The sequence below is a fragment of the Ereboglobus luteus genome, assembly GCF_003096195.1.
GTDB lineage: Bacteria > Verrucomicrobiota > Verrucomicrobiia > Opitutales > Opitutaceae > Ereboglobus > Ereboglobus luteus.
In genome coordinates this window covers 1,429,257-1,453,035 of sequence record NZ_CP023004.1, presented here as the reverse complement: position 1 = coordinate 1,453,035, position 23,779 = coordinate 1,429,257, and the positions used below count along the sequence as shown (strand labels likewise).

Here is a 23,779-nt window from a genome sequence, read left to right as displayed (position 1 = left end):
TGTGGTTGCGCCTCCATGGATTCGCTGTGCTTTGATTGATATTAAATTGTAGAATTCAGGGCCGTGTTCAGAGGTTGCCCTTGATGCCAAAATATATGGTCGCGCCGTATAACCGGTAGCTTTGCATATAGTTTTTGTCGTAATAATACGTTTTTTCCGGATTGCCCGTCACGTTTTGGGCATTCAAGAAAAGTTCAAATTTTCTTGTCAGCTTATACGAAAGATCCACGTCCAGCCGGCCCAAGGGGTCATTGTAGGTAAGCGTGTGCTGCGAGCCGCGCTGTCGAATCGTGCCGTTGTAATAACGGGAGCGCCAGTTGTATTTCACGGTAATGTTGAGGGGGTATTTATTATAGCTCAGGCTGAGCATGAACATTTTCGGCACGAGCTTTCCAACCGGCATCCATGTCGGCAGTAAATTTCGATCCGCTGCGCTTGTCTCGGAACCGAACGCGCTCGTCGCCTTGCCGTCGAGGTAGGTATAGCTGCCGCGAAACGTGAAATCCTTGAGCGAGCGGCTCAGGATGCTGAGTCGCTGTGTGAGCTGCACCTCGATGCCCCACTGTTTTGCGCCACCGATATTCTCATAATGCGTTATGTTGCTGGACCCGTCAATATAGGCGCTGAAATCGTAACCGTAATCCACGTCGGCCGACAGAACGTCGGTCCTTTTTGCCGTGTAATTTGTGACATCCTTGTAGAAATACCCGAGACTCAGCATCCCTCCGCCCTTGGTGTAGAACTCCACGCCGAAATCATAATTATCATAATAAATCGGCTTAAGGTCCGGGTTGTTCATCGTTATCTCATATTCGTTGCTGCTATTGACTGTGAGAGTATAGCCGGGCAGAAGATGGTCAAATTTCTGGCGGGTGATGGATTTGTTATAACTGGCCCTCAGCGTGATGTTTGGGGTCAGGTCATATTTAAGCTGTATATTCGGGTAAATATCATCATACGACTTGTCCACCGTGGCCATGGTATAGCGGGTGCAGGCGAGCTCCAGCGCCTGCGCCTGGGTCACCTCGTAATTGTTGACCATGTCGCGGCCCGTGATGCCGGTGATTGGATTGACGCCCGTGTCATTATAGGCGGACGTGATGTCGGCGTAACCATAACCGCGCACATAATCCATCATCATTTCCATGGCGCGCGTCGCCGTGGCGTCGTTGTCCGAGATTGGCGCGTGGCCGTAATTGTTGGCGCCTTCATAACGCGCGCCGAGGAGCGCCGTGAATCGTCCGAATTTCATATTGAGCATCGCGTATCCGGCATAAACCCGCTCGCGCACGTATTTATCCCTGCCGACTTCCTGCTCGGTGCGCCACACCACGTCCTCGGTGAATTTCTCGGGGTGCGCCTTGAAATAGTCATTGAGCGCCGGGAGGCTGACATAGGGAACCAGCGGATAATCCCCCACATGCTCGGTCAGGTCCTTGGACTTTATGGCGGTCAGCAAATCCACCGCCTCATCCGTGGTGCCGTTGAAATACCAGCGCGATTTTCCATTGCTGGCCGTCGTGCGCTTCTGCTCGCGGAAAAGGCCTCCGAGCTGCGCATACATCGGTATTTTTCCAAATGCAAAAAACGGCCGCTTCGCGTCGGTTTTCAGTGTGGTGAATTTGTCCTTGCCGTTGTCCCAGCGGCCGTTGCTCACCTGTATGGGATACTTCTGCGTGTTGGGCATGCGCACCTTTGGGTATGTTTTTCCCGGAATGCTCACGCCCGGAATCACGACCATGTCACCGTTTCCATCGGGAATGATGCGATCCGTTCCCCCCACGGCATATGAACCGTGCGTGTCCACGCGTTCGCTGATCTTGCTCACATAGTTAGACAGGTCATATATATCCAGGCCATTGAGCTGGGTGAGCGTCGGATAGTTGCCGCCCGGCGTGTTGTCCAACTGGAAGTCAATGCCCCTGAGATATGCGGTGAAACTGTTCACAAGCATGTCGCTTGGCGTGCCATAACGGTTGGTCGATTGCGACACGCCGGCATCCGCCGTGATTGTCCATCCGCCGGGTTGTTTATATTCGGTGCTCAGGGAAAACGTGGTGGTGTTTCCCTTTTTGTGCAACGCCTCCACGCCGGTGTAGGCATGCGACGTGCTCTTGCTGGCCGCCGCATCCTCTATGGTATTCGCGCGAATATCATTCCCGCCCGTTATCGAAACCGTTTTGTAAGGATTCCATCCCGCCTCCAGACCGCTTGCCGGCCCGCCCACATGCGCGCCATCCATGCCGGCGTAACCGGCGGCCCTGACATTCAGCCCCTGCGTGCCTTCCTTGATGAGGCTCGAGTTGACCTGGCTCCGGGCGGTGATTGTCCAGTTCCTGGTCAGGCGATAGTCTATATTCAGGGACGCCGACATGCGCCGTATATAACTATTGCCCGTGCTGTAGCTCATGCCGTTCGAATAAATGCCGTTATTAACGTCATTGCCAACCGGGTGGTCATTCCCCATCGCCTGAGATGTCTGAAACGCGGCCCTGTAATCGTTGGACACATTGTAATTGCGACGATAGACATCGTTCATGTTGGCGGAGAAAGACACTCCGAGGCGGTTTCTTAAAAAAGAATTGGAGTAGCCAAAATTCACGGCGGGGCGGATGCTATATACATCGCCATAGGAGGTGGCGGCGCGCGGATAGTCGTTCTCGTTTGTATTTATGTTTGCGCTGGCCTGAAAATTAATGCGCCGGTGCTTGAGCATAAAGGCGCTTTTGCTTTTCATATTGACCATGCCGCCGCCGGCATCGGCGGGCAGCGCGGCGGTCGGCGTCTTGAACACTTCTATAAACTCAATGTCCTGAAGCGAAACCTGGTCGGTTTGAAACGCGCGCGTGGTGCCGCCGCTGGCGGCGTTCGCCATGCTCAGGCCGTTCAGCGTCACGGCCGTGGCGGCGGAGTCCATGCCGCGCATGCTGATGTCGCGCGGGTCGTCGCCCGAGTAACCGATGCTGATGCCCGAAACATTGCGCAGGAAGTCGCCGATGTTGCCGCTTGTCACACCGGAAAACTCATCGGTCGCGATCACGCTGACGATATGGTCGGATGCCTTTTGCTGCGCGACCGCGGCCATGCGTCCTTCGCGCTCTCCCGAGACCACAAATTTTTCCAGTTTAATGATATCCGCATCGTAGTCGGCGCTGGTCAGCGCAAAATCCTTGGTGGCAATTTCTCCGGCGACCACCGTCACCGTGGTGGTTTGGCTGTCGAGTCCGCCGTAATTCACAATCAACACCCGGTCGCCCTCGGGCAAAACCAGGCTGTATGCGCCCTCGCCATCTGTGTAAACGCTGCGCCTGGTGGCGCTGTCGATGACTTCCGCGCCGGCGAGGTATTTTTGCGTGGCGGCGTTGGAGACATGACCGGTCACGGAACCGGTGGCTCCGGACTGCGCCATGACGCTTGCGGGCGTGAGTAAATTCAGGGAGACAATCAGGGCGACAAAAGCGAAACGGAGTTGTTTCATGAGTGCGGGTTCGGGTTAAAAATTGCAAAAGCGGGTTGGCGGGGATGCGGAATTGGCGAACTTCTTTTGAGGGAGTGCGCAGAATGGATGAAAAAAAGTTTCGATTCGCAACGGTTTCAATGTGCGCATTGTCGCATAAAGAGACTGAGTAGCGCAGACTGCCAAGTCTGCCCTCTGAAAAAAAACAACCCGCGGAAGGCAGACTTGGCAGTCTGCGCTACGGTCGCCAATCGCCGAAAATATTTTCGACTGTATATAATTTTGCCTCGCCGTCGGTCAGTTGTCGCGACCATGCCGCGCGCGCGGCGGGATCGGCCCCGGGGCCTGTGTTTTTATACTCAAAATAGCGTGCCGTTTTTTCGTTTTCCTCCTTGCGCCAGTTGTTCCAGCCCTCGGGTTTTATATGGCCGCCCAGCTCGCATTCAATGAAGGCGACGTGTGCGTGGGGACGCCACGGGCGGCCCAAAAATGCCTGCGGAGGTTTTTTGGGCGGCGGTTTGCCCGCATCCCAAGGCGCCGGGTCGCCGGTGAGTTTGCAGCGCAGAAAAACATATCCGAAACGGGCCTCCCTCGGCGTGCTGGCGGCGGTGACGTAGCCGCCGTTTTTGCTATGGATCACGCATCCGTCGAAGACGGCCGTCGCCCCGCCGTAAATAAAATCGACGCGTCCCTCGACATGACAATTTTTGTAATACTGACGCCCCTTGTTGGCCATGAGCGTGTCCTGCCAGCCAAGCATGCGGCAGTTTTCAAAAACGGCGCGGTCGCCATCGACGCGCAGCGCAAGCGCCTGCCCGCGATCTCCGGCGGTGTTTTCGAAGGTGATGTTTTCCGCCCGAAAATCGTCTGCGAGGACAACAACACCCGTGCCCTTGTGGGGGATTTTTTCATCGGTCTTGGGCTCGTAGACATTCAGGCCGTAGGTGATCACCGTGGCCTTCGTCTCCCCCGGCTCGCCGATCAGGTGAATGAACGGTTTGTCCCTCGGGATGATGACCTGGCCCTGGTAAACGGCCGGCTTGACCAGAATCACATGCGGTTTGCTTGCGCCGGATGGCGCCGCGGCGATCGCGGCCTGGATCGTGGTGTGCGTGCCCGAGCCGTCAAACGCGACCACGGCGTCGTAACGCGATTCGCGGGCGACCGGTTTTGCGTTTTTGGGCTCGTCGCGGATGAACGGCGCAAGCGCGGGCACGACTCGCTTGAGCTCGTTTGCGACGATTCGCCCGAACGGGATGTAACCCTCGGCGTTGAGATGCGTGCCGTCGTAGGCGCCGTTTTCCTTTTTCGGCGAAAACACGAGGCACCCCTCCCTGCCGAGTTTCTCGCAGAGCGCCTTGCTCAGGTCGTGGAGCTCGACGAGCGGCACGTTTTTTTGGCGGGCGATGTCGCGCACGACTTCCGCGCGCACATTGAGGGACGAGTTGATTTTGTGCGGATCCTTTTTGCCGAACTGGCGGCGCACGAGTGAAGTCACGAGCACGGGCGTGGCGCCGGCGGCGCGCGCCTCGTCAACGTATTGGTTCATGTAGGCGCGGTATTCCTCCATCGTGGTCGAGCGCCCCGGCTTGCCGGGCTCGTCGTTGTGCCCGAATTGGACCAGGTAATAATCGGCCTTGAGCGCGAGGGCGTTTTCCCAGCGGCCCTCCTTGATGAAACTCATCGAGCTGCGTCCGCCCCGGGCCGTATTGACGCACACCGCGTCCTCCGTGAGAAACTGCGCGAAACCCGCGCCCCAGCCCGCGTTGTCGGTGACGGTGGAATCGCCGACAAGGACGATCCGGATTTTTGGATTATTCGCGACTTTGCCGGCAAACAAAACCGCGCAGGCGAGGGACGCCGCGACGATGACAAGGGAACGGAGCAAAAAGGCAGGGCGCATGTGAGGCATTGCGAAAAAGAGTCAATGCAGCCGGGGAAAAAAGAAAAGCCAGTCGTCATGCGCATCGTCGCATAAGAGGGATCAATTCCTCCACTCAAAGACTTCCCCCGGCCCCGGGTTGATTTCGCGCGTCGTATCCGAATATCGGACGCGGAGCGGATTGCCGAGCAGCGAGCGCACGGCGGCTCGCTTGAGTTTTCCGTCGCGCCATTCGATATCGACCTCGAAACCGCCGCGTGCGCGCAGGCCGCGCACGGAGCCATCGGGCCATGCGGACGGAAGCGCGGGCAGAAGGTCGATCACGCCGGCGTGCGATTGCAGCAGCATTTCCGCGATGCCCGACGTGCCGCCGAAATTGCCGTCGATCTGGAACGGCGGGTGCGCGTCGAAAAGATTCGGGAACGCGCCTCCGCCCTGTGAGCCGCCCTTCGGGGGCGTGAGCAACAGCACGAGCAGGTCGTGCGCGCGGTCGCCGTCGCCCGCGCGAGCCCAGAGGTTGATTTTCCACGCGAGCCCCCAGCCGGTCGTGAGGCCGCCGCGACCTTCGAGCGATTTTTTCGCGGCGGCGAACAATTTCGGGTCGCCGTCGCGCGTGATCTGCGCACCCGGGAAAAGCGGATAAAGATGCGACGAGTGCCGGTGGCTGTCCTTCTCGCGGTCGATGTCCTCGAGCCATTCCTGCAACTGGCCGTGCTTGCCGATTTGGTAGGGCGCGAGCCGGTCGCGCGCGTCCCTCGCGGCCTTGCGCAAATCCTCATCCAGACCAAGCGTCTCGCCGGCGAGGATCATCTGGTTGAACACGTCGCGCACAATGCCCAGATCCATCGTCGGCCCGGCGACCAGGCCGCCGTGCTCCGGCGAATGCGACGGGCAGGTGACGAGCCATTTGTATTTCGGGTGCTCGACGAGCGTATCAAGAAAAAACTCCGCCGCGCCCTTGAGGATCGGATACGCGCCGGCGAGAAATTTTTTGTCGCCCGTGAAAAGGTAGTGCTCCCACAGGTGCGTGCTCAACCACGCGCCGCCGACAGGCCAGAGTCCCGTGGCGGCGGAATCGACCGGAGCGGTGGCGCGCCAGATGTCGGTGTTGTGGTGGCACACCCAACCGCGCGCGCGATACATGACACTCGCGGTGCGCGCGCCCGTCGTGGAAATGTCGCGGATCAATTGAAAAAGCGGCTCGGCGCACTCGCCGAGATTGGTCGTCTCGGCGGGCCAGTAGTTCATCTCGGTGTTAATGTTGACCGTGTATTTGCCGCCCCACGCGGCGGTGAGCGCGTTGTTCCAGATGCCCTGCAAATTCGCCGGCTGCGAGCCGGGGCGCGAACTGGAGATGAGCAGGTAGCGGCCAAATTGAAAATAGAGCGCGGCGAGCGCCGGATCGTTCGCGCCGGTGAATTTTTTCACGCGCTCGTCGGTCGGCAGCGCGGAGTCGGCGGTTGCGTCGAGATCGAGCGCGACGCGGCGAAACAGCGCCTGGTGCGACTCGACATGACGCGCGCGCAGCTCCGCGTAGTCGCGCGAAAGCGCGCCGTCCATATCGCGTCCGGCGCGCGCACGCGGGTCGCCGCTTACGTCTGCGTGGTTGATGAAGTTTGTGCCGCACGAAACGCGAATCGTCACCGCATCGGCTTTCGAGACTTCGATCGAATCGCCGCGCGCCGCGACGGAGCCGCCCTCGTTTTGCACGTCCGCAACCGACATGAAGCGGATCGCTCCCGGCGTGCCGTAATGGTCGCCGCCCTTGCCGGAAAGCGTGAGGCGGTTTTCCCGCGCGGAAACTTTTGCGTCGCGAAACGGCGTGGCCCAGCTTGCCTTGAATCTGACGCGGCCGGGCTTGTCGGCGGTCAGGCGAATCACGACCACCTGGTCCGGCGCGCTCGAAAAAACCTCGCGCGTGTAAGTGACGCCGTCGCGCACGTAGGTCGTCGTGGCGATCGCGGTGTCCAGATCGAGCGAGCGGCAATAATTTTCGGCAGGCGCGGCGCTGTCGGGAAAGTCGAGCACCACGCTGCCGAGCGTCTGGTAGGAAACCTGGCGCGGCGGGATGGCGAGCGCGTTCTTTGTGATCAAGTCCTCGGCCTCCTTGATCTTTCCGTCGAAGACCAGGCCGCGCGCCTTTTGGATCGCGTCCGGCGCGCTGGGATTTGCCGGATCGTAAGGCGCGCCCTGCCAGATCGTGTCGTCGTTGAGCTGGATGCGATCGCGCTCCACGCCGCCGTAAACCGTGCCGCCGAGCCGCCCGTTTCCGAATGCGAGCGACTCCAGCCACTCGCGCGCCGGGCGCGCATACCACATCACATAATCGCCCGCCGGGCCGCGCGAAACGGGGTTGACCGCCACAGGCACGGTGAGCGCGATTTTTCCGGAGAAAGGTTTGATTGCACGCGCCGCGCCGGGGGCGAGTTTCCACGCGCCGACGCAGCCGGGCGCATTGTCCGTCCGGTTCCCGCCCTCCGCGAACAGGCGCGCGACTTCGTCGAATGCGAGCGTGCGTTTATACACGGCGAACCACGCGATCTCGCCGGAGAAGCGATTGGCCCCGTCCAGGTCCGCCCCAAGGCGAATGGGCGCGTCGCTGTTGAATCCGTCGATTTTTTTGCGCGGATCGCCGGTGAACTCGGAAACGCATTTTCCGTCCACAAACAGCCGCACGGTTTTGCCGCGCGAATCAAACGACGCCACGACATGCGAGAACCGGTCCGCCGGCAATCCGGTCACGGAGTGTGTTCGCGCGGGCGCCGATGTTTCAAAGTGCAGCGAGCCGCCATCCCCGTTTTTTAGCCTCACCCCGCGCCGCTCGCCCGGTCCGAACCGGTCAACGATCACCGCGCCCGGGGGGCAGTCCGCGTCGGGCCTCAACCACAATTCGAAAGTGAGGTTGTCGCCCACGCCGAGGTCGCCGGCGTTCACCTCGTAAATCGGCGAGTTTTCGCCAAATATAAATCCCCCGGTGGGGGTCGTGGTTGCGAAAGCAGAAGCAACAAGAACAAGGCTGGCCGTGAGCAGGGTTGATATTTTTTTCATAATCCGGAAATGAGATCAGCGGGAGGGTTTAAAAAATTTCGGGCAGGTGCTTCGCGCGTTAATCCGCCGCCATTGCGCGAACCTGCATCGCGCTGTTCACCGCGTTTGGTTTTGGGCGCGTGATTTGAACCCTTGGATTGTTGAGCAACTGGATAATCTCGGCGCCCGCGTAAACCACCGTGCCGATGAACGTCGTGTCGGAACCCGCGCCGCGGTAAAAATAGTAAGTTGAATCATGGGCATATGTGGTTCCTTCACAGATGCCCGAAACGCGCCCGTCCTCAAGTATGCGCGCGGCGACGCCGTTCCATCCCGTGATCGCCGTCGGCGCATACAGCGGACTCAGCCAGCCCTCGTTCACCCCCCGCGCGAGCGCAAAGGTGAACATGGCGCTGGCGGACGTTTCGAGATAGGTTTCGCCGCGATCGAGCAAGTTGTGCCAAAGCCCGCCGCCGTCCTGTAACTCCACCAAGCGACGGCAGGTGCGTTGAAAAAGATCGAGCACCTTGGCGCGTCCGGGAAAATCCTCCGGCACCCCGGAGAGCAATTCCGCCATCGCAAGAACCGCCCAGCCATTGGCGCGACCCCAGTAAAAACGCGGATCATAACCGGCCATGTTTTCGCTCCAACCGTGGTCATAGAGCTCCTGGTTGCGGTCAAAAAGGCGCGCGGAAAGTTGCACCACCTGGCGCACGGCATCGTGCCAGTATTTCGCATCGCCGGTAAGCCGCCCCATTTGCACAAGAAAGGAGACCCCCATATACATGTCATCCGTCCAGAGCGAGCGGGCCTGCGGTCTCTGGCGTGCCAGCGTGCCGTCCTCGAACCGGAATTGTTTGTGCGAAATATAATCGTCCACCACATTGATCCACGCGCGAAAACGAGGATCGGGCTGCCGCATGTGGGCGCGAATGAGCGAGGCGGTGATCGCGCCGCAATGGTCCAGCGCCGCCATGCGCACCATGCGCGTGTAATCGTTTCTCTTTCCAGTTTTCTCCTGCATCGCCCGAAACCAGGGCATCCATGTAAACGTATATTCGAAGAAACGCCGGCCATGCTCGCGGTAAGCGTCTTTGCCCGTCACGGTCGCGAGATGGTCGAAGGATGTCAGGATGACGCCGATCGGATAATCCCACCGGTTGAACGCCCCGAGGCTTGGGTCGATCACCGCGTCAGGTGCGAACTTTTCAAAATCCGGCGCCTTGATTTCCAACCCCGTGTTTTTATCAATCACCCTGAAGCTCGAATGCGCGACCACATAACCGTGTATGCGGGCGACGGACGCCTCGACCTCCGACGCTTCCGGCACCACATACGGGATCGGATATTCGGGCGCGACAGACGCGGCGGTCAACACCGGGGCGGCCACTATCCCGCCAAGGGAAAATAGTGCCGCGAAAACAACGGCATGGCCGGCATGACGACGAAGGGGTGTTGTGTTTCCCATGATGGAGGCTAAATGCGAGAAGACCTGATTACAAAACCTCTGAGACAAGAGGACGTAAGTGTTAAGCCCCAAGGAATGCGCATCGTCGCACTGCCGGCAAAACGCGACAATGCGCATCATGAACAGTTTGCCACCCGCGCACGGGCGGCCACCTTGGGAGGTGCTTATGAAATACCGCCTTATGCTTCCTCTTTGGGGCCTCATCATTGCGAACCACACCACCCTGGCGGCGGCAGCCCCGGGGGAACCCGTTATCCCGGAACACACGGTTTCAATCATGAGCTTCGACGCGCGCGCCGACGGCGCGACCGACAACGCCGGAGCGGTTCAAAAAGCCATCGACACCGTCGCAAAAACGGGCGGGCGGGTTGTCGTCCCCAAGGGTGTTTTTTTATGCGGCCCCATTCGGCTCGCGAGCCATGTCGAACTTCGTCTTGAAAAGGGCGCAACGCTGCGAATGCTTCCCCTCGACGCAAATTTTCCCTCGGAAAACGGAAGATGCCTCAGTTTTATTTCCGCCAAAAATTGCACCGACATCAAAATCTCCGGTGCAGGCTTCATTGACGGACAGGGTGCGGCGTGGTGGCCGCTGGCACGCGCGAAGAAACTCGCGTTGCGCCGGCCGCAACTGGTGACGTTCGAGCGATGCGAGCGCGTGTTGCTGGAAAACATCACGACCATCGACCCGCCAAACACACACTACGCACTGCGCCTGTGCAAGGACGTGACGATGCGCGGACTCACGCTGCGCGCGCCGGGAAACTCCACCAACACCGACGGCATTAACATTTCTGGAAAAAACTATCTTATCACCAACTGCGATATCAGCACGGGGGACGATAACATCGTCATCCTGACGCACTCGGCGAAGGACTGGGCAAAACCCATGTGTGAAAATTTTGAAATCCGGGACTGCAAATTTGGCGAGGGTCACGGCGTGTCGATCGGCAGCCACACAAGCGGAGGCATCCGTAACGTGCTTGTGGAAAATTGCTCCTTCGAGCGCACGACCGCGGCAATCCGCATGAAGGCCCATCGTGACAAGGGCGGCCTTGTTGAGGACCTCACCTATCGCAACCTTACTGTCACTGGCGCCCGTTATCCGCTCTTTATATCGAGTTATTATCCCAAGGAGCCGAAGGATCCCTCGCTTGACCCGGGCACCGGCGCTCCGGCTGAAATCAAGCCGCGGTGGAGAAACATTCTCATTGAAAACCTGACCGTGTCCGACTCGCAAAATTCAATAATAATATGGGGCCTGCCCGAACTGCCGATTACGGGCGTCACGATACGCAAGGCTGGTTTTGTCGCTCAAAAAGGCGCGCTGGTTTTTAACGCGGAAAAAATCGTGTTCGATGATGTTAAAATACTTTGCGAAAAACCACCCTCCCTCCGCACGCACAAAGCGGGCGTTGAAGTCATTACCAATTGCATGGAAATGTTAAAGTTGTAGAGGCCTGTTTGAGTAAATAGCGCTCAAACCGCGCGGTAATTTTTATCCCAAGCATTGCCGCGGAAGACACGCGACTATCTTAAGCCAGCTCTCGTGTTTTGGCGCGTGGTGGGTCTACCGTTTTAACGCCAGCTTGCGCGCCTCCGCCGGAGGGAATATTTCATAAATCGAGGCGATGTTGCGCCCGCTGAGCATCCTTCGCCTCGTGCGCGCCAGTTTTCCTAGGGCGCACCTTGCCAGCCATTCGCTCGCATGCTCTGCGTCAGCTCAGCAATTACGTTCCAGCCGTCGTAGAGGTAACGGGTGGCGGTTTGCAGGCTGCCGTTTTTATAGACCTCGCGCTTGATGCGGCGGCTTTCTCCATCATAGACATGGCGGACTTCGGTGCCGTCGGCCTTGGTGACACGGATAAGGCGGTTCTCGGCATCCCATGCGTAGGCGGTGCCGGAGCCGGTGTCGGTCATGTTGCCGTCGGCGTCGTATGAGGGAGTCTTATCCACAGATGGCACAGATACATACTGATTAAGATTATTCGAAGTGTATTCGGCGATTGTCGCGGCCAGGGGATCGGGAGATTCAGGCAGCGTGGCGGTTGCTGGGTTGCCCTCGGTTGACCAGAGGCGGTTACCGATGGGATCGTAGCTGAATGCGCGGTTTTTAGCCTTGTCCGAGGCATGGTTGGCGGCAACGACCTCACCCCTGCTATTATAGAGCCAGTCGTAGCCGGAGAATGCGTTAAATGCTGATCCGCGCTGGCTGACTTGTGTGCGCTGACCGCGGTTGTTCATGGTGTAATCGTATTTCGAGATCACTGTTGATCCTGCTTTGTTTTCTATCGAGGTCAACATGCCGCGGCCGGTGCCGGTTATCGCATCAACAGCGGCAGTCAGTTGTATTTTGATTATGAATACGGTCGCGCAAAAGACTACGAGCGCCCGTGGGCGCTAAACCTCGGCTATCGCAGGCTTTGGTGAGCCGGCCAGGTGGACCCGTAGTTGTATTCAGCGGAGTTCGGGAGGTTTTCCGTGTTGCGGTCGTGGAGGCCGCCAAAGTTGTGGCCAAGCTCGTGGGCGAGCGTGTTGTAATTGGCGTTTGTGTGCACGCTGGCTGCCCTGAATGGATAACCTTTTCCCCCACCATGCGAGCTGCAATGGTTTCAGGGTGGCGTTTGGCGAGGATGTTAACCATTATGACGGTGTTGCATCCTTTGGGGATGTCGGCTTCGGTGATGGTGATTTCTTGGGTTTGCATTGGCTTTGAATTTGTAAACAAAAAGCCTCCAAAGGGTGAACCTTGGAGGCTGCTTGCGACGATTTGGCAGTGTTGAGCTTTGTTGATTACATGAAAGCTTCTGTTGAAATGTTAAAATACTTTGCGAGTGTTTTGATGAGGGGGACGGTAAGGTTTCGTTCGCCTTTGACTAAACGATAGGCCGTTGAACGGTCGATGCCCAGTATGCGAGCGAGTCCGTCTCCGGTTATCCCGTGTTCCTGCATCAGGTAACCCAGCACGTTTTTATTTTTTGGAAGACTTTCTTTTACATGCTCTTTTTCGTGGGTTTCGATTAGCCCGGCGAGGATTGCAAGATAGTCCTCTTGATCGGGCGTAAGGTCGTGGCCTGCGAGCATGTCCACCATTTCAACGGTGTTGTTGTAATCCGCCTCGTCGTGAATGGGGCGGGGCATGTGAATGCCTACCAATTCATTGTAGGTTTTGGGGAGGCTTTCGAATGACTTTTTGGCGCTTGTTTTCATAACTCGGATTTCCATCGGCTTTTGTCGCATTCGGCGCGCGAGAGCAGCCGGGGGATGAATGCCAAGCGGTTAGGGAAACGAAATTTCGAGAAACGCGCCGGGAACAGCTTGTTCAGCGGTTTGTTCGACGATTGATACGTGTTTTTCGATTATGTCCCATCTTGTTAGGGGCAGCACGATGATCGCGATTTTTCGGTTCGTGAGGTTTTGTTGATACCTCAAATTTTTGTCGGTCGTAATAATGCAATCGAAGCCTGCTTCTTCGGCTGTGGCGATGAGATCTCCGTTTTTCTTTTCGTGCCAACCGCGCTGATAGGCTGTTGAGACAGTGTGCGCCGCGAGATATTTTTTAAGGGGCAGGGGTGTCCCTTGATCGAAAAGGATTTTTATGCGGGTGCGAGGCTGCTGGTTGCGAACTCAAGCACCTCGTTCACTTGTTCTTTTGTGACACCTTCAAACCACGATAGAAAGTCGTCTATAGTGGCTCCTCCCTCGATGTTTTCGAAAAGGGCGGACACGGGGACTCGAGTGCCAGCGAAAACGACCGCTCCGCTCATCACATCGGAGGAGCGTGAGACGGCAGGGCAATTGTCCCAATTAAGTGTCATCATAGCGGATGATGCGGCATTTGGTTGTTGCTGTCAAGTGGTGTGAGTTGTATGAATGTTTTCATGTGTATAAAGAGACCCCAAGGCCTTACCCTTGGAGGCTTTGAATCGTTGGTGTGATGCTTGGTTAGCGCTTCGCGAGCCGCTTGAGCAGTCCGGCGATCGCAAGGCCGGCGACGTAGAGGAACGAGGGGGCTCCGCCACCGCCGCCGCCACCGGACGAGCTGTTATTATTGCCGCCGGTGTTGCCGCCACTTGTGGTGACGGTCACGGTAACTGCGCTGCTAGGGGTTGAGCCGTAGGCGTTGCTAACCGTGACGGTGTAGTTGCCGTTGTCAGTGGTTGCGGCCACCTTCGAGTATGTCCTCGATGTGGCGCCGGCGATGTTGGCGCCGTTCTTTTTCCACTGATAGCTGAGGCCCGTTCCCGAGGCCGTGACCGCGAGCGTGAACGTGTTGCCTTGGGCAACCGTGATGCTTTGCAGCTGGCTGTTGATGACGGGCGGCTTGCCGGCTGCGTTTACCGTGACGGTGGCGGCGTTGCTTGTCTTCGAGCCAACGTCGTTGGTGACGGTGCAGGTGCCATTTCTGGCCCATTTATTGTGCTCGGCCTGGTAAATTTTCATCGCCCCAATGAGGTAGGTTTGGACGAGGACTGGAACTGACTGGACGATTTCGTCGCGCAGCGTGGCGGCGAGCAGTTCACGAACCCTTGCTGTGTGCGGATTCTTTGCGCGGCTCCTCTTCGGTCGCGCGAGGATTTTGCCGATCGATTTATTTATGGCCCGGTCAGCGGAAATGTCCGCCGAGCCGGCGGGGATGCCGTGGGGAATTTCGCAAGCCGGGTTTTCGTTTCCGGCGGCGAGAATTTTTTTAGCGAAGTCTTCGACGGAGTCCGCTTGGGCTGCGATTTTATCGAATGTTTTCCGGCTTAGGATTATCCGGCGGCCGGCCTTGGGACGCCTGTCTTTGCGTGCGCGTTGTGTCATGTTGATTTTGATAAAATCGGTGATGTTGGTGTTGCGGTGGAGTGGAGGGGGAGATTGCGGTGGTTGCGCTTTTACGCGCTCGCCGGTGCCTTGGAAAAACAAGAATCCGACGAATCGAATGCATTATAATATTTTAAAATCCCTGTTGATTTTATCGATTTCCGCGTCGAGTTGTGCGCGGGTGATAAACCGTGGCGGCGGTATGCGAAGGAGTCTGCCGATGAATGCATGCAGCCTTATCCGGAACTTGAGGAAAGCGCTTTGATTCTCCGGCTCGTTGAAAAAATCTTCAAAGGGGTGTCGGTTTGACGGCTCGTTTGGCGGTGGTGTCATAAATGATTTAAATGAGCGCTGTTTTGGCGCGGGCCAGGTGCGCGTTTCCGAATCGTGCGTGGCGAGTGTTTTCACGGGAAATTGCATGGCAAGGATAAACTACTATTGATGTCCTATTATTCATGGGTGACTCCTTATGCCATTTTTGCCAGTGTGCCCGCATGAAGTCCGGTGAAAAACGCCGCGCCGAGAGGCGCAAACACAAGAAGGAGCTCTCCGAGAAGCTCGGACGGCTGATTGCCGCCGAGCGCAAGAAAATCGGCCTCAACCAGGACGATTTCGCGCACGAGGCCGGCATCCACCGCTCCTACATCGGTTTCATCGAGCGCGGGCAGCGCACCATCACTGTCGCCCTGCTCGCCGATGTGTGCCGGGCGCTGGGCAAGCCTCCGTCAACACTGCTCAAAAAGCTGAAGCTTTGATCGCAGCCGGCGGCGCGGCACGCCCGCGGTTGCGTCCAGGGCAAATCACCGGCGCGTGCCCGGCGACGGGATGTGATTCAGAAGTTTCGCAAACTCCCGGTAGAGCATATCCCTGAAAACCTTGGCGTTGATCGCGTCGATCATGTCGAGGCGATTGGCGAGCATGTTGGCTGTCAGTCCCTCCCTGTAAAAGGCGAGCTTCACGGGATCGCCTCCGCTCAAGTGAGGTATGAAGAGGGTCCGTCCGGGCGGGTGTTCGGGGTATTTCGCGCGCGGCGAATCATCGTCCGCTCTTCTGATTTGATAGAATGTGGCCCAGGGAAATGCGTTTTTGAGATCGAGCCAGCATTTGGTGTTGGCGTGGCCGCCATCGACGGGGACGATCAAAATGAGTTTGGTGCCGGTTTCGTTGCAGAATGCCTCGAAGTCAAATTTGCCGATAAACACATCCAGGATTGCGTCTATTACAGCGAAGCCACCCTCGAAGTCGGCGATGATATTTTTTCCTTCGCGCAGGGAATCGAAAAGCAAGTCCTGGTTTTCAAAGCGATCTATCTTGAGGCGGTTGGGGATTGTCTCGGGGAAAATTTTTACGAGTTCCCCGCTGATTGAATCGGCGTTGTGCAGGAGAAATTTGTGACCGAGGTTTTTCAGGTATTCGTAGAGATGCGCGCAGCAAAAAGTTTTGCCGAGGGCGCCCTTGCTCTGGATGAAAAAGATGGCGGTGTTTTTCGTTTGGTTTTTGCAAGCGCCGACGGACGCGTCGCCGGCGGCGCTGTCCTGAGGGACAATTTTGAAATCGCGGAGCGCCCTGGCGACTTCCGCGTTCAGTTGCGAGCGGGTGATCAACTGTCGCGGGGTGATTCCGAGGAGTTTTCCGATATGCGCATACAGTCGCTCGCGGCGCGTGGGAACGTGTTTTTTGTTGTCCGGCGTGGCGGATGTGTCCGCCGGCGAGATGGAGTGCTGGGTCATGATGGTTGTGGTTGGAATTGTGCGGGGCGAGACATGCGTGAGTGTTTCATCACAGGTTCCGATGGCAAGAAGATACTACTATTGATAGCTTACTTTTGATGGATTGATGTGACAACGTTTTCACGACCGACTTCGCATAAACCCCGGTCAAAAACCGCCCGCCTCGCGGCTCGCGGAATTGTTTCCTCAAAGCCGGTCGGCGGGCGGTTTGTCAGTCTGCGCGCCTACTCAAACAACGGTGGCGTTTCGCCGTGAATCGAGGCGAGCAGGTGCGCCAAGGTTGGCGCGTAGTCCGCCTTGGAGCCTTTCACCCTCCATCCATTTTTTGGCGTGAAAACGATGATGTGTTTTCCGTCATGGATGATTGTTCTGCCGCTGACATCGAGGACAGCCTCGGGGACTCCGGCTTCGAGAAGCGTCTCGTAGTCGTTGGTGCGGGTGCCCCTGTTCATCGTCGTCAAGGCGGTGATCGTGCGCGCTTGGGCGTCGGTGATGTCGATGTCGTTGTCGAGTTGGCGGAAGCCCTCCTCGGCGGCGTTGGCGTCATCGGCCTCGGTTTCGTGTTTTCCATAGATATGGATGCTTCGGAGACCGCGCAGGAGCGCGATGGGAACGGGCACAGTGCGCCCGGAGGATTGTATCAATTTTATGATACATGGTTTGGTGCTTGTCATTGTTTCGGGTGTCTTCGCCCGCGAACCCTTCAGCCGAAATTTCGGATGAATACAAAAAGCCGCGCGCAAGGACGCCCGCGGGGCAAAACATGCGGGAGCCGCGGCCCGAAGGACCGCGGCTCCCGTGTTGCCACATCAGCTCAGATGCAATCGTCCGGAAGCGGCAAAAGCTCCACCCATCCGAACGTCTCGATGATTTTTTCCTTCGCAATGCGCCGTTTCACCGCCGGCAGTTTTCCGAACTCATCCGCCTCCGGCCATGTCCCCGAGGTGAAAGCTCCAAACCTGTCGGTGACGAAGGAATAAAAGGGATTCACGCCCTGCGACGGCGGCGATTCCATCTCGACGATTTTGTCCAGGAGGTTGTTGACGATGACACTTTCGGCTTTCGTCAGCCCGGTGGTTTCCGTCGCGTCAGCGTCCGCCTCGACCCACTGGAAGGCGTCCTCGATTTTGTCCGCCTTCCAGATGGCCCTCAAAATCGCCGGCAGGCGCAGCCACACCTCGTGGGAGATTTCGCGCTCGAGCCTGGTTCTGGCGTGGAAGTAGGCGTCAACCTGCCATTCGATGTCGGGCTGGTCCGGCAGCGCGTCGAAGAACTCTCGAAATGACTCAAGGAACGCTTGGTCAAGACTGCCATGCTTGTGCTCGGGCCGTCGCAAGGCGCCATGTTCATCGGGACGGATTTCGACGAGCGCGTGGGTGACGCCACCGTCCCCCGTGAGCGATTTGCCCTCAAGGAAAGTGCGAACCTCGCTGGCAAACTCCTCGCGTGTCATCGTGGTGAAGAGCGAGGATGCGATGAGGTTGAGCACCTCGTGACGGCGCACGAGTATCCAGCGATCCTCGGTCGTGGATTCATCCGGGGGAGACTTGAGGTCCTCCCTCATCGCGACGATCATGGCGTCGATTGATTTGTATGGCACGACGCAGCCGGTGTAGGCCCAGCCCTCGTCGGGAGTGAAGTCTATCGCGATGCCGTAGAGCCGGGTAAACGCGGTGCCATCCGCGCTGATGGTGAGTGTGTCGAAGCGCAACTCCAATGCCGCGTCGCGGTCGGAGCGTTTCGTCCCGGGGTCCGGAGAGACGATGCGTTCGAGCGTTTTGACTTGGGCGGCTGTCGGAGTGAATCCGTCGAACATGGCGGCCTTCGTGAGAGCGGCGCGGCGCTCGCCGCCGGTTGATGTTTGCGCGGTTTGGGCCGCGCGAAAAAGGCGCAGAAATCCTTCAGGCGCCAGTTTGATTTCCCCTGTTTCTGTGACGAACTTCAGGGGGACGTTATGTTGTATATTCATGTGTTTGAGAAAGCCCCCGCACGAGCCCCACCGCCGCGGACTGCGGACGATTATAAAAGAGCCATGCAAGGGGCGATCAGCCCAACACACCCGCGCAAGCCGGAGGCCGAAGGGCCGCGGCTTGCGACATGTCGCATCAACGCAAAAAACATCTCCAAGAGGACATGTTCATTTACCACTGCTGAATGATGTCATTGCCGCGTCGCTGCGGAATATTTGACAAAAGGGTGGAGCGCGAATTTAGCGCACATTTTGTAAACCTCACCATTACGCAACATACATGTGCACAATAGGGGGAAGGGTAATCCCAGTAAAAACGATTGGACCAACCGCTGTTACTTTTCGCAATCTGGCCGAGCCAAGGACGCATCCACGCTGGCGGCAGTCCTCATCCATACCAACAAGCAGACCGTCTTGCCGGGGATTGTCCGCTCCCGCGTTACCAAAAACTTCGTTGGTCGGTTTTGTGGGCATGTGGCTCATGTTCGAGTTGTGGTAACAACAGCAACAAGACCGACAATCGGACTCGAGGAATCGGTGTGAGAACCCGCCCCCCAGTGACCGTTTTTAATCCTAAAAAGGAAAATGGGCGCGTTGAAGGAGCGACACGGCAGCGCGTGGTCGTGTCGGAGGTGTCGGGATGGCGGGGCGGGCGTTTTGCTACCCGCTGAGCAGCAATTGCGCGTCCGGCGGCAGGTCTGGCAGCCACTTGCCGCCAAGCAATCGCCGCAATAACCGCGTCAGCAGCAGCGTCCAGCGTTGATGCGCGCTCCATCGCTCCGTGATGGCGCTGATGCGCGTTAACTCGTTGCTGATACGGCTGACGGCTTGCGCGATCAACGCGCCTTTCTCATGCACGAGGCTTACTTTGACGGTGCGCTGGCCGCCGCTTTGGGTTTGCCGTCCCACCGCGGCCATGAGCATCGGGCGCGCGCGGATTGCCTCGCGGTGGCGCTCCTCGTCGTAGAAGCGCAAATACAGCGTCCACCAGTTGTAAAACAGCGCCACGAGGTTGGCCATCAGGCGGCTCCCGCCCAAGTGTCTGCTCGCATAGCCGTTCCACCCCCATTGGTTTTTGAGCTCGTCAAAGTTGTTCTCCGCGTCGGCGCGCTCGCGGTAGTGCCGGGGCATGGCTTGCGCGGGGAAGTCCCGCCCGTCAAGGCTGGTGCAAAGCACCGAGATTTTGCCGCACCAGGGCGTGGGTTGCGCGTCCCAGCCATCGCCTGTGGCGTGCGGCAGGTTGCCCTGGCGGTCCTTGCCGCGCCTGGGTTTGCCGGGTTGCTTGAGCGGCGCGCGCGCGGGGGTTTCCCTCACCAGAACCACGCGGCGCGCGCGGGTCCAGCCGCCCAGTCGCAGGGTCGTTTCCATCGCGCTCCAGCCATCGCCGCAATCCTGCCAGAGCGCTCCCTGGCGCATCATGTGCTTGACCAGTTCCTTGACCTTGGCGGTGTGGCGCAGCTTGAACAGATACGGCAGGCCGCGCTCCTCGTGCTCGAGCATCACCGTTTCGTTTCCATAGCCGCAGTCCCCGCGCACGAACAGGGGCCATTGGTGGCGGGGGAGCTTTTCGAGCATCCGCCAGAGTCCGGGCAGGCCCCTGGCCGCGGCGTGCTCGTTGCCGGGTCGCACTTCCACTCCCAGGCTGATGCGCAGCCCCGACACAAAATAGCTGTGGTAAACGTGGCTGGGCCGTCCGGGGTTTTGCGGATTGTAGCCTATCGCCGCCCCCTCCTGATGCCCGTAGAGCGGCTTGACCGTCACGTCGATGTCCAGAACCCATGGCAGCATCAACGCCGGCGCGATGCTTCCGAGGATTTGCGCCGAGAGCCACTCGAGGCCGGCTTTTTCGTCAATGCGGCGCATCGCCAGGCGCACCGCGTCCTCGCTCACCGTGCCCTCCACGCCCAAAAGCCCGGGGTTCACCCCGTCGCCGCGCACCGCGTTGATGTGCGCGTAACGCCAGTGGCCGCACAACACACTGAGCAGCACCGTGCCCATCACCCTGGGCGCTCCGCTGCCCCGGTTGCCCGTGTAATGCAGCGGGCAATCTCGCAAAAACTCCTCCCAGCGCCCGCCGGTTTGCAAAAACTGGAAGAAGAAAATCAATTGTCCCTCCCGGGTAACTGGCGCATGGTCGTCCCATTCCGCGTAAAAACGTCCGCCGGGCGTGTCCACCGGCCAGTTGCCCGGCGGGTAGGCCCCGTTTGCAGGACTGTTTGGCGACTCACCCGCAGGGTGAGCGGAAATTGGGCGTGTCGGGGCTTCCATCTCCCTGTCCTTACCACGTTTATCCCCATTTTACTCTCTTTTTCATTTTCCTTTTTAGGTTAATGCGTCCTCATGCGAGTTGCCAAGCGTATGAAGCGTGGAAAATTTTTCCAGTTTTCCGGTAATGGTTTCCGCGTGTGATTTCATGATGAGAATGCCTTCGGCATGCAGGCCCTTTGCACTGCGACCTCGATAAATGCACCAGTATGGAGACACCCGCTCTGCAAAAAAGCGGAAACCGCAACGAAGAAGGCCGCGGTTTCCGAATTGAAACGCCCTTTGAGTATGAGCGTTATGCTCCAAGCACGCCGCATCACGGCCGCCAGCTACGTTTTGCCGCCACAGCGACCTGACCGCTCACATATTTCTCGAGCTGTTTGCGCGAATAGAGAGCTCGCTTCATCTCAATTTTGACTTGGTTGATCAGACCTCGTTTTTCCAATCGCCAAAGAGAGGTGCGGCCAATGCCGCCCAGCAGGCGGCATGCCTCCTCCACATCAACAAGCAGGCTATCTTGCCGAGGTGGCTCGTTGTCCGTGCCGCTTGATGCCTTGACCGCCGGCTTGCTTGGAGCAAAGCAGGCGTTCGTATTTCGGCAGCAGTAACAACACGGACGGTTGTCAGGCTGAACGGCCATACCATGGCATGGGAAGGCACCTGACATGGCGGCAACCTTTGACACGTCCGCATGCGTGTTGTCCAGATGATGCGTGGAATTCTCCCCCACTTTTTTGGGGACAACTTCCGCGCGCATCATGACAGACCTCCTGGCGATTGGAGATCGTCCTGTTTTTCCATCGGAGCGAGAGATTGTTGCGCATCCTTTTCGAGTTTCGCTAAAATCCGATCCCGGTTTAGGAAATCAACCATTTTCAGCGTCACCGTAATTACCTTATCAATTTCGTCTGAAAGCGGATCTCTCATCTCCGGTGGCAGGGACCGATGCCACGAAATAAAATCCTGAAACTGAGCTCGCGTTTGCGCATCCAGTTGAAGGGTTCCATTTGCGCGAGCAGCCACAAGTGACATTGGCGGTGGCTGCGCAATTCCGCGCTTCCAAAGGTCGATGATGGTGTCCATTTCGAATTTTGCTTGAGTTAGCTTTTCAGATAATGCCATGCACTCCCTATCGAGCAACTGGCGGTATTTTTTCAACGCGTCCTCATATTCCCTTTCGCTTTCGCAATAGTCCGCTTCCAAACGCTGCTTCATGGCGTATTGCCTAAGACTGAGCCGCTTTTGAGCTTTTTTCTTGAGGCCTCGAGTCTCAAAGGAGCGGTGGTCAACCCGCTCCTCCAAGCCGGACTTTTCCAGAGTGCGATTGGTGAGCTCGGCCATTTTTTTGCGCAAGGCAAAAACAATGCGAGGCGAGTGATAGTAGTTGTCTAGGCGGCGGATTTTCGTGGTGAATTTTTCTCCGTCGTGGCGACGAGTTGGCATCAGGACATGCCCGTGTATATTGCGTTTGTCGCCGCCCTTGCGGGAGTGGCGGTGCAGCGCCACGTCGATAACCGTTTTGAAGCGGTCCGCGAGAAACTGGGCGAATTCAGTCAGAATCGCCCAGTTGTCTGCGTCGCTCAACCCATATGGCAGGGTTATTTGAAACTCGCGAGCGAGGCGCGATTTTTTGCGACGCTCCATGCGCTCGATCTCGTTCCAGACCTCCTCACGGTCAAGAGACTGAGAATGACCCTTGGGCGCGATGAGCGTGGTGTTAACAACGCCGCCCTTTTTGCGCGGGTTGTGGGCGATCCCGGTGCTGTGATCGGTGATCCGGCAGCCGGCATTGTAGGCGGCCTTGCGGCATACGTTGGCGCCGGTTTTTCGGCTGACGACGGTGAGGGCAAAATGGTAGATGATGGTTTTCATTTTTGGCCCTCCTCGCCGCCGGATGCTATATTGGGCAGTTTCCCTGATTCGCCGGTCTTAGGCTGGCGCTCCTGAAGCGGCAAAAACCCAAAAAGCTTTCGCTGCTTCGCAAAACGTAAACGCTGGTTTAAAATCTCCAGCATCTGCTTCTTGAAGTCGTCATCGTCCTCGGCTTCGGCGAGGAGTTCGCGGCCAGCTATGAACCATTTCTTGCGATCAAGTTCGCCGGCTAGGCGGTGAGACTCAGCTTCGAAACTTTTCCAAATTTTTTTGCTTTCGTCCCTCTTGCGGCGGATGGCCTTCAGGGCCGCGATTTCACTCCCCAGGGATGTCTTATTTGCCTTGCTCATGGGAGCCTCCTTTCACCTCGCTAAAGATCGCGCGGAGTTTATTGCCAGTGTCTGGCTCGAGCTTTTCCCAGGCCCGCACCGCCGTTTGGAGGTGGCCTGTCGCAATGTCGCGGAGGCTGTCCGCCTGCGTAGCAGGCGCGATGGGCTTTGGCGGCGGCGCGATGCCGAGGTATTCCCGGCGGAGGATTTGGATTTGTTTGTGCGAAACGCCGGTGATGGCCCCCATCTGTCGAGAGCTTAGCTTTTGGTTTTCTGGCAGTGACACTAAGACTCGCGCTGCCTTCATTTTATCACGAAGGCTTAGGTGAAATCCATTTTTCAGGTTCGCAGTCGCACAAACGTGAAGCGCCTCCGCGACCGTAATATTTTCGACGAAATTAACCCAGATTGTGTCAAATTGGTGATGCTGATCTTCCTTCAAGATGGGTCGAAAGCCCTGTTCAATGAGCCGTTTCTGAGCCGCAATGCGGTGGAATCCATCAAGGACAGGATTGTAACTCCCGAGCTTGGCGGCGGTGATGGGCGGAAACACGGCACCGTTTTTGAAAGCGGCGGCGTATTCCGCGACCTTCTCTTGAGAGGTGCAGGCGCGGAGCTGGAATTCAGGCAGAACCGCCAAGTCAGCGATGCCGACCAAGACCGGCTTGCGTTGGTGGCGACCCGCCTTCTCCGAGCTCAAAAACAACTCGACGTCGAGGCGGGCGATTAAGTATGCGCTTTGCGGCGCATCTGATTGGCGCGTGCTGGGAAGCAGGCCAGTGCTGACCCACAGTTGCACGGCGGAGAGCGGAACCCTGTAAGTGGTGGCGATCTCGTTTATGGTGAGGCGCGTGAGGTGCGCGAATCCGGATATATTTTTCATACCCCCCTTACTATGGGGAAAAGGGTGCAACAAATAATTTCCCAGAAAGTGTCGAATCTTTTGGATTTTCCATGCGGAAATAATCGACCTGACT

19 protein-coding genes and 1 pseudogene are annotated in these 23,779 nt (G+C 57.8%); 2 read left to right on the top strand and 18 right to left on the bottom strand.

The window, feature by feature from the left end:
- Nucleotides 1–67: 67 nt before the first annotated feature.
- The 4 genes from CKA38_RS05300 to CKA38_RS05285 all read right to left on the bottom strand — a co-directional run bounded on the left by CKA38_RS05300 (nt 68) and on the right by CKA38_RS05285 (nt 9,834).
- Nucleotides 68–3,478, bottom strand: a complete 3,411-nt coding sequence (locus CKA38_RS05300; RefSeq protein WP_108824559.1) for a TonB-dependent receptor — start codon at nt 3,476–3,478, stop codon at nt 68–70.
- 217 nt (nt 3,479–3,695) lie between these two features.
- Nucleotides 3,696–5,360, bottom strand: a complete 1,665-nt coding sequence (locus tag CKA38_RS05295) for a pectinesterase family protein (protein WP_161554744.1) — start codon at nt 5,358–5,360, stop codon at nt 3,696–3,698.
- A gap of 81 nt (nt 5,361–5,441) precedes the next feature.
- The gene (locus CKA38_RS05290; protein WP_108824557.1) at nt 5,442–8,387 is read right to left on the bottom strand and encodes a glycosyl hydrolase family 95 catalytic domain-containing protein; all 2,946 of its coding nucleotides are present in this window, start codon (nt 8,385–8,387) and stop codon (nt 5,442–5,444) included.
- A gap of 58 nt (nt 8,388–8,445) precedes the next feature.
- Complete coding sequence (locus tag CKA38_RS05285; RefSeq protein ID WP_161554743.1) at nt 8,446–9,834, bottom strand: glycoside hydrolase family 88/105 protein; 1,389 nt, start codon at nt 9,832–9,834, stop codon at nt 8,446–8,448.
- 166 nt (nt 9,835–10,000) lie between these two features.
- On the opposite strand from CKA38_RS05285, the gene CKA38_RS05280 reads away from it, so the two are divergent.
- Nucleotides 10,001–11,287 (top strand): glycoside hydrolase family 28 protein, encoded by a 1,287-nt coding sequence (locus tag CKA38_RS05280; RefSeq protein WP_236919168.1) that lies wholly within the window; start codon nt 10,001–10,003, stop codon nt 11,285–11,287.
- A 221-nt stretch (nt 11,288–11,508) separates the two neighbouring features.
- On the opposite strand, the gene CKA38_RS05275 is transcribed toward CKA38_RS05280, so the two are convergent.
- From CKA38_RS05275 to CKA38_RS05240, 6 genes and pseudogenes are all read right to left on the bottom strand, one after another.
- The gene (locus CKA38_RS05275; protein WP_161554741.1) at nt 11,509–12,075 is read right to left on the bottom strand and encodes an RHS repeat domain-containing protein; all 567 of its coding nucleotides are present in this window, start codon (nt 12,073–12,075) and stop codon (nt 11,509–11,511) included.
- 167 nt (nt 12,076–12,242) lie between these two features.
- Nucleotides 12,243–12,392 (bottom strand): annotated as a pseudogene (locus CKA38_RS05265) (M12 family metallo-peptidase); the annotation flags it as partial.
- Nucleotides 12,393–12,624: 232 nt separating this feature from the next.
- The gene (locus CKA38_RS05260; RefSeq protein WP_236919167.1) at nt 12,625–13,041 is read right to left on the bottom strand and encodes a helix-turn-helix domain-containing protein; all 417 of its coding nucleotides are present in this window, start codon (nt 13,039–13,041) and stop codon (nt 12,625–12,627) included.
- A gap of 386 nt (nt 13,042–13,427) precedes the next feature.
- Nucleotides 13,428–13,649 (bottom strand): DUF433 domain-containing protein, encoded by a 222-nt coding sequence (locus tag CKA38_RS16720; protein ID WP_108826428.1) that lies wholly within the window; start codon nt 13,647–13,649, stop codon nt 13,428–13,430.
- Nucleotides 13,650–13,776: 127 nt separating this feature from the next.
- Nucleotides 13,777–14,637, bottom strand: a complete 861-nt coding sequence (locus tag CKA38_RS05245) for an immunoglobulin domain-containing protein (RefSeq protein ID WP_152032693.1) — start codon at nt 14,635–14,637, stop codon at nt 13,777–13,779.
- Between the two features lie 123 nt (nt 14,638–14,760).
- Nucleotides 14,761–15,045, bottom strand: a complete 285-nt coding sequence (locus tag CKA38_RS05240; RefSeq protein ID WP_152032692.1) for a hypothetical protein — start codon at nt 15,043–15,045, stop codon at nt 14,761–14,763.
- An 86-nt stretch (nt 15,046–15,131) separates the two neighbouring features.
- Here CKA38_RS05240 and CKA38_RS05235 point away from each other — a divergent pair, with 86 nt between their 5' ends.
- Nucleotides 15,132–15,392 carry a helix-turn-helix domain-containing protein gene (locus CKA38_RS05235; RefSeq protein WP_161554740.1) on the top strand — a complete coding sequence of 87 codons (261 nt, stop codon included), beginning with the start codon at nt 15,132–15,134 and terminating at the stop codon, nt 15,390–15,392.
- Between the two features lie 45 nt (nt 15,393–15,437).
- On the opposite strand, the gene CKA38_RS05230 is transcribed toward CKA38_RS05235, so the two are convergent.
- The 8 genes from CKA38_RS05230 to CKA38_RS15675 form a co-directional block, all read right to left on the bottom strand.
- Nucleotides 15,438–16,367 carry a P-loop NTPase family protein gene (locus CKA38_RS05230; RefSeq protein ID WP_108824549.1) on the bottom strand — a complete coding sequence of 310 codons (930 nt, stop codon included), beginning with the start codon at nt 16,365–16,367 and terminating at the stop codon, nt 15,438–15,440.
- A 224-nt stretch (nt 16,368–16,591) separates the two neighbouring features.
- Nucleotides 16,592–17,041 (bottom strand): hypothetical protein, encoded by a 450-nt coding sequence (locus CKA38_RS05225; protein WP_236919165.1) that lies wholly within the window; start codon nt 17,039–17,041, stop codon nt 16,592–16,594.
- Nucleotides 17,042–17,181: 140 nt separating this feature from the next.
- Nucleotides 17,182–18,336 carry a hypothetical protein gene (locus tag CKA38_RS05220; RefSeq protein ID WP_108824547.1) on the bottom strand — a complete coding sequence of 385 codons (1,155 nt, stop codon included), beginning with the start codon at nt 18,334–18,336 and terminating at the stop codon, nt 17,182–17,184.
- Between the two features lie 660 nt (nt 18,337–18,996).
- A complete protein-coding gene (locus CKA38_RS05215; RefSeq protein WP_108824546.1) occupies nt 18,997–20,604 on the bottom strand; it encodes a transposase in 1,608 nt (535 codons plus the stop codon).
- 313 nt (nt 20,605–20,917) lie between these two features.
- Nucleotides 20,918–21,361 carry a helix-turn-helix transcriptional regulator gene (locus CKA38_RS15325; RefSeq protein WP_152032691.1) on the bottom strand — a complete coding sequence of 148 codons (444 nt, stop codon included), beginning with the start codon at nt 21,359–21,361 and terminating at the stop codon, nt 20,918–20,920.
- A complete protein-coding gene (locus tag CKA38_RS05210) occupies nt 21,358–22,473 on the bottom strand; it encodes a MobA/MobL family protein (RefSeq protein WP_108824545.1) in 1,116 nt (371 codons plus the stop codon). The genes CKA38_RS15325 and CKA38_RS05210 overlap by 4 nt, the downstream gene beginning before the upstream one ends.
- Nucleotides 22,470–22,823 carry a hypothetical protein gene (locus CKA38_RS05205; RefSeq protein ID WP_108824544.1) on the bottom strand — a complete coding sequence of 118 codons (354 nt, stop codon included), beginning with the start codon at nt 22,821–22,823 and terminating at the stop codon, nt 22,470–22,472. Before CKA38_RS05205 ends, CKA38_RS05210 begins: the two co-directional genes overlap by 4 nt.
- Entirely contained in the window at nt 22,807–23,685 is an 879-nt protein-coding gene (locus CKA38_RS15675; RefSeq protein WP_108824543.1) for a hypothetical protein, read from the bottom strand. The genes CKA38_RS05205 and CKA38_RS15675 overlap by 17 nt, the downstream gene beginning before the upstream one ends.
- Nucleotides 23,686–23,779: the final 94 nt, after the last annotated feature.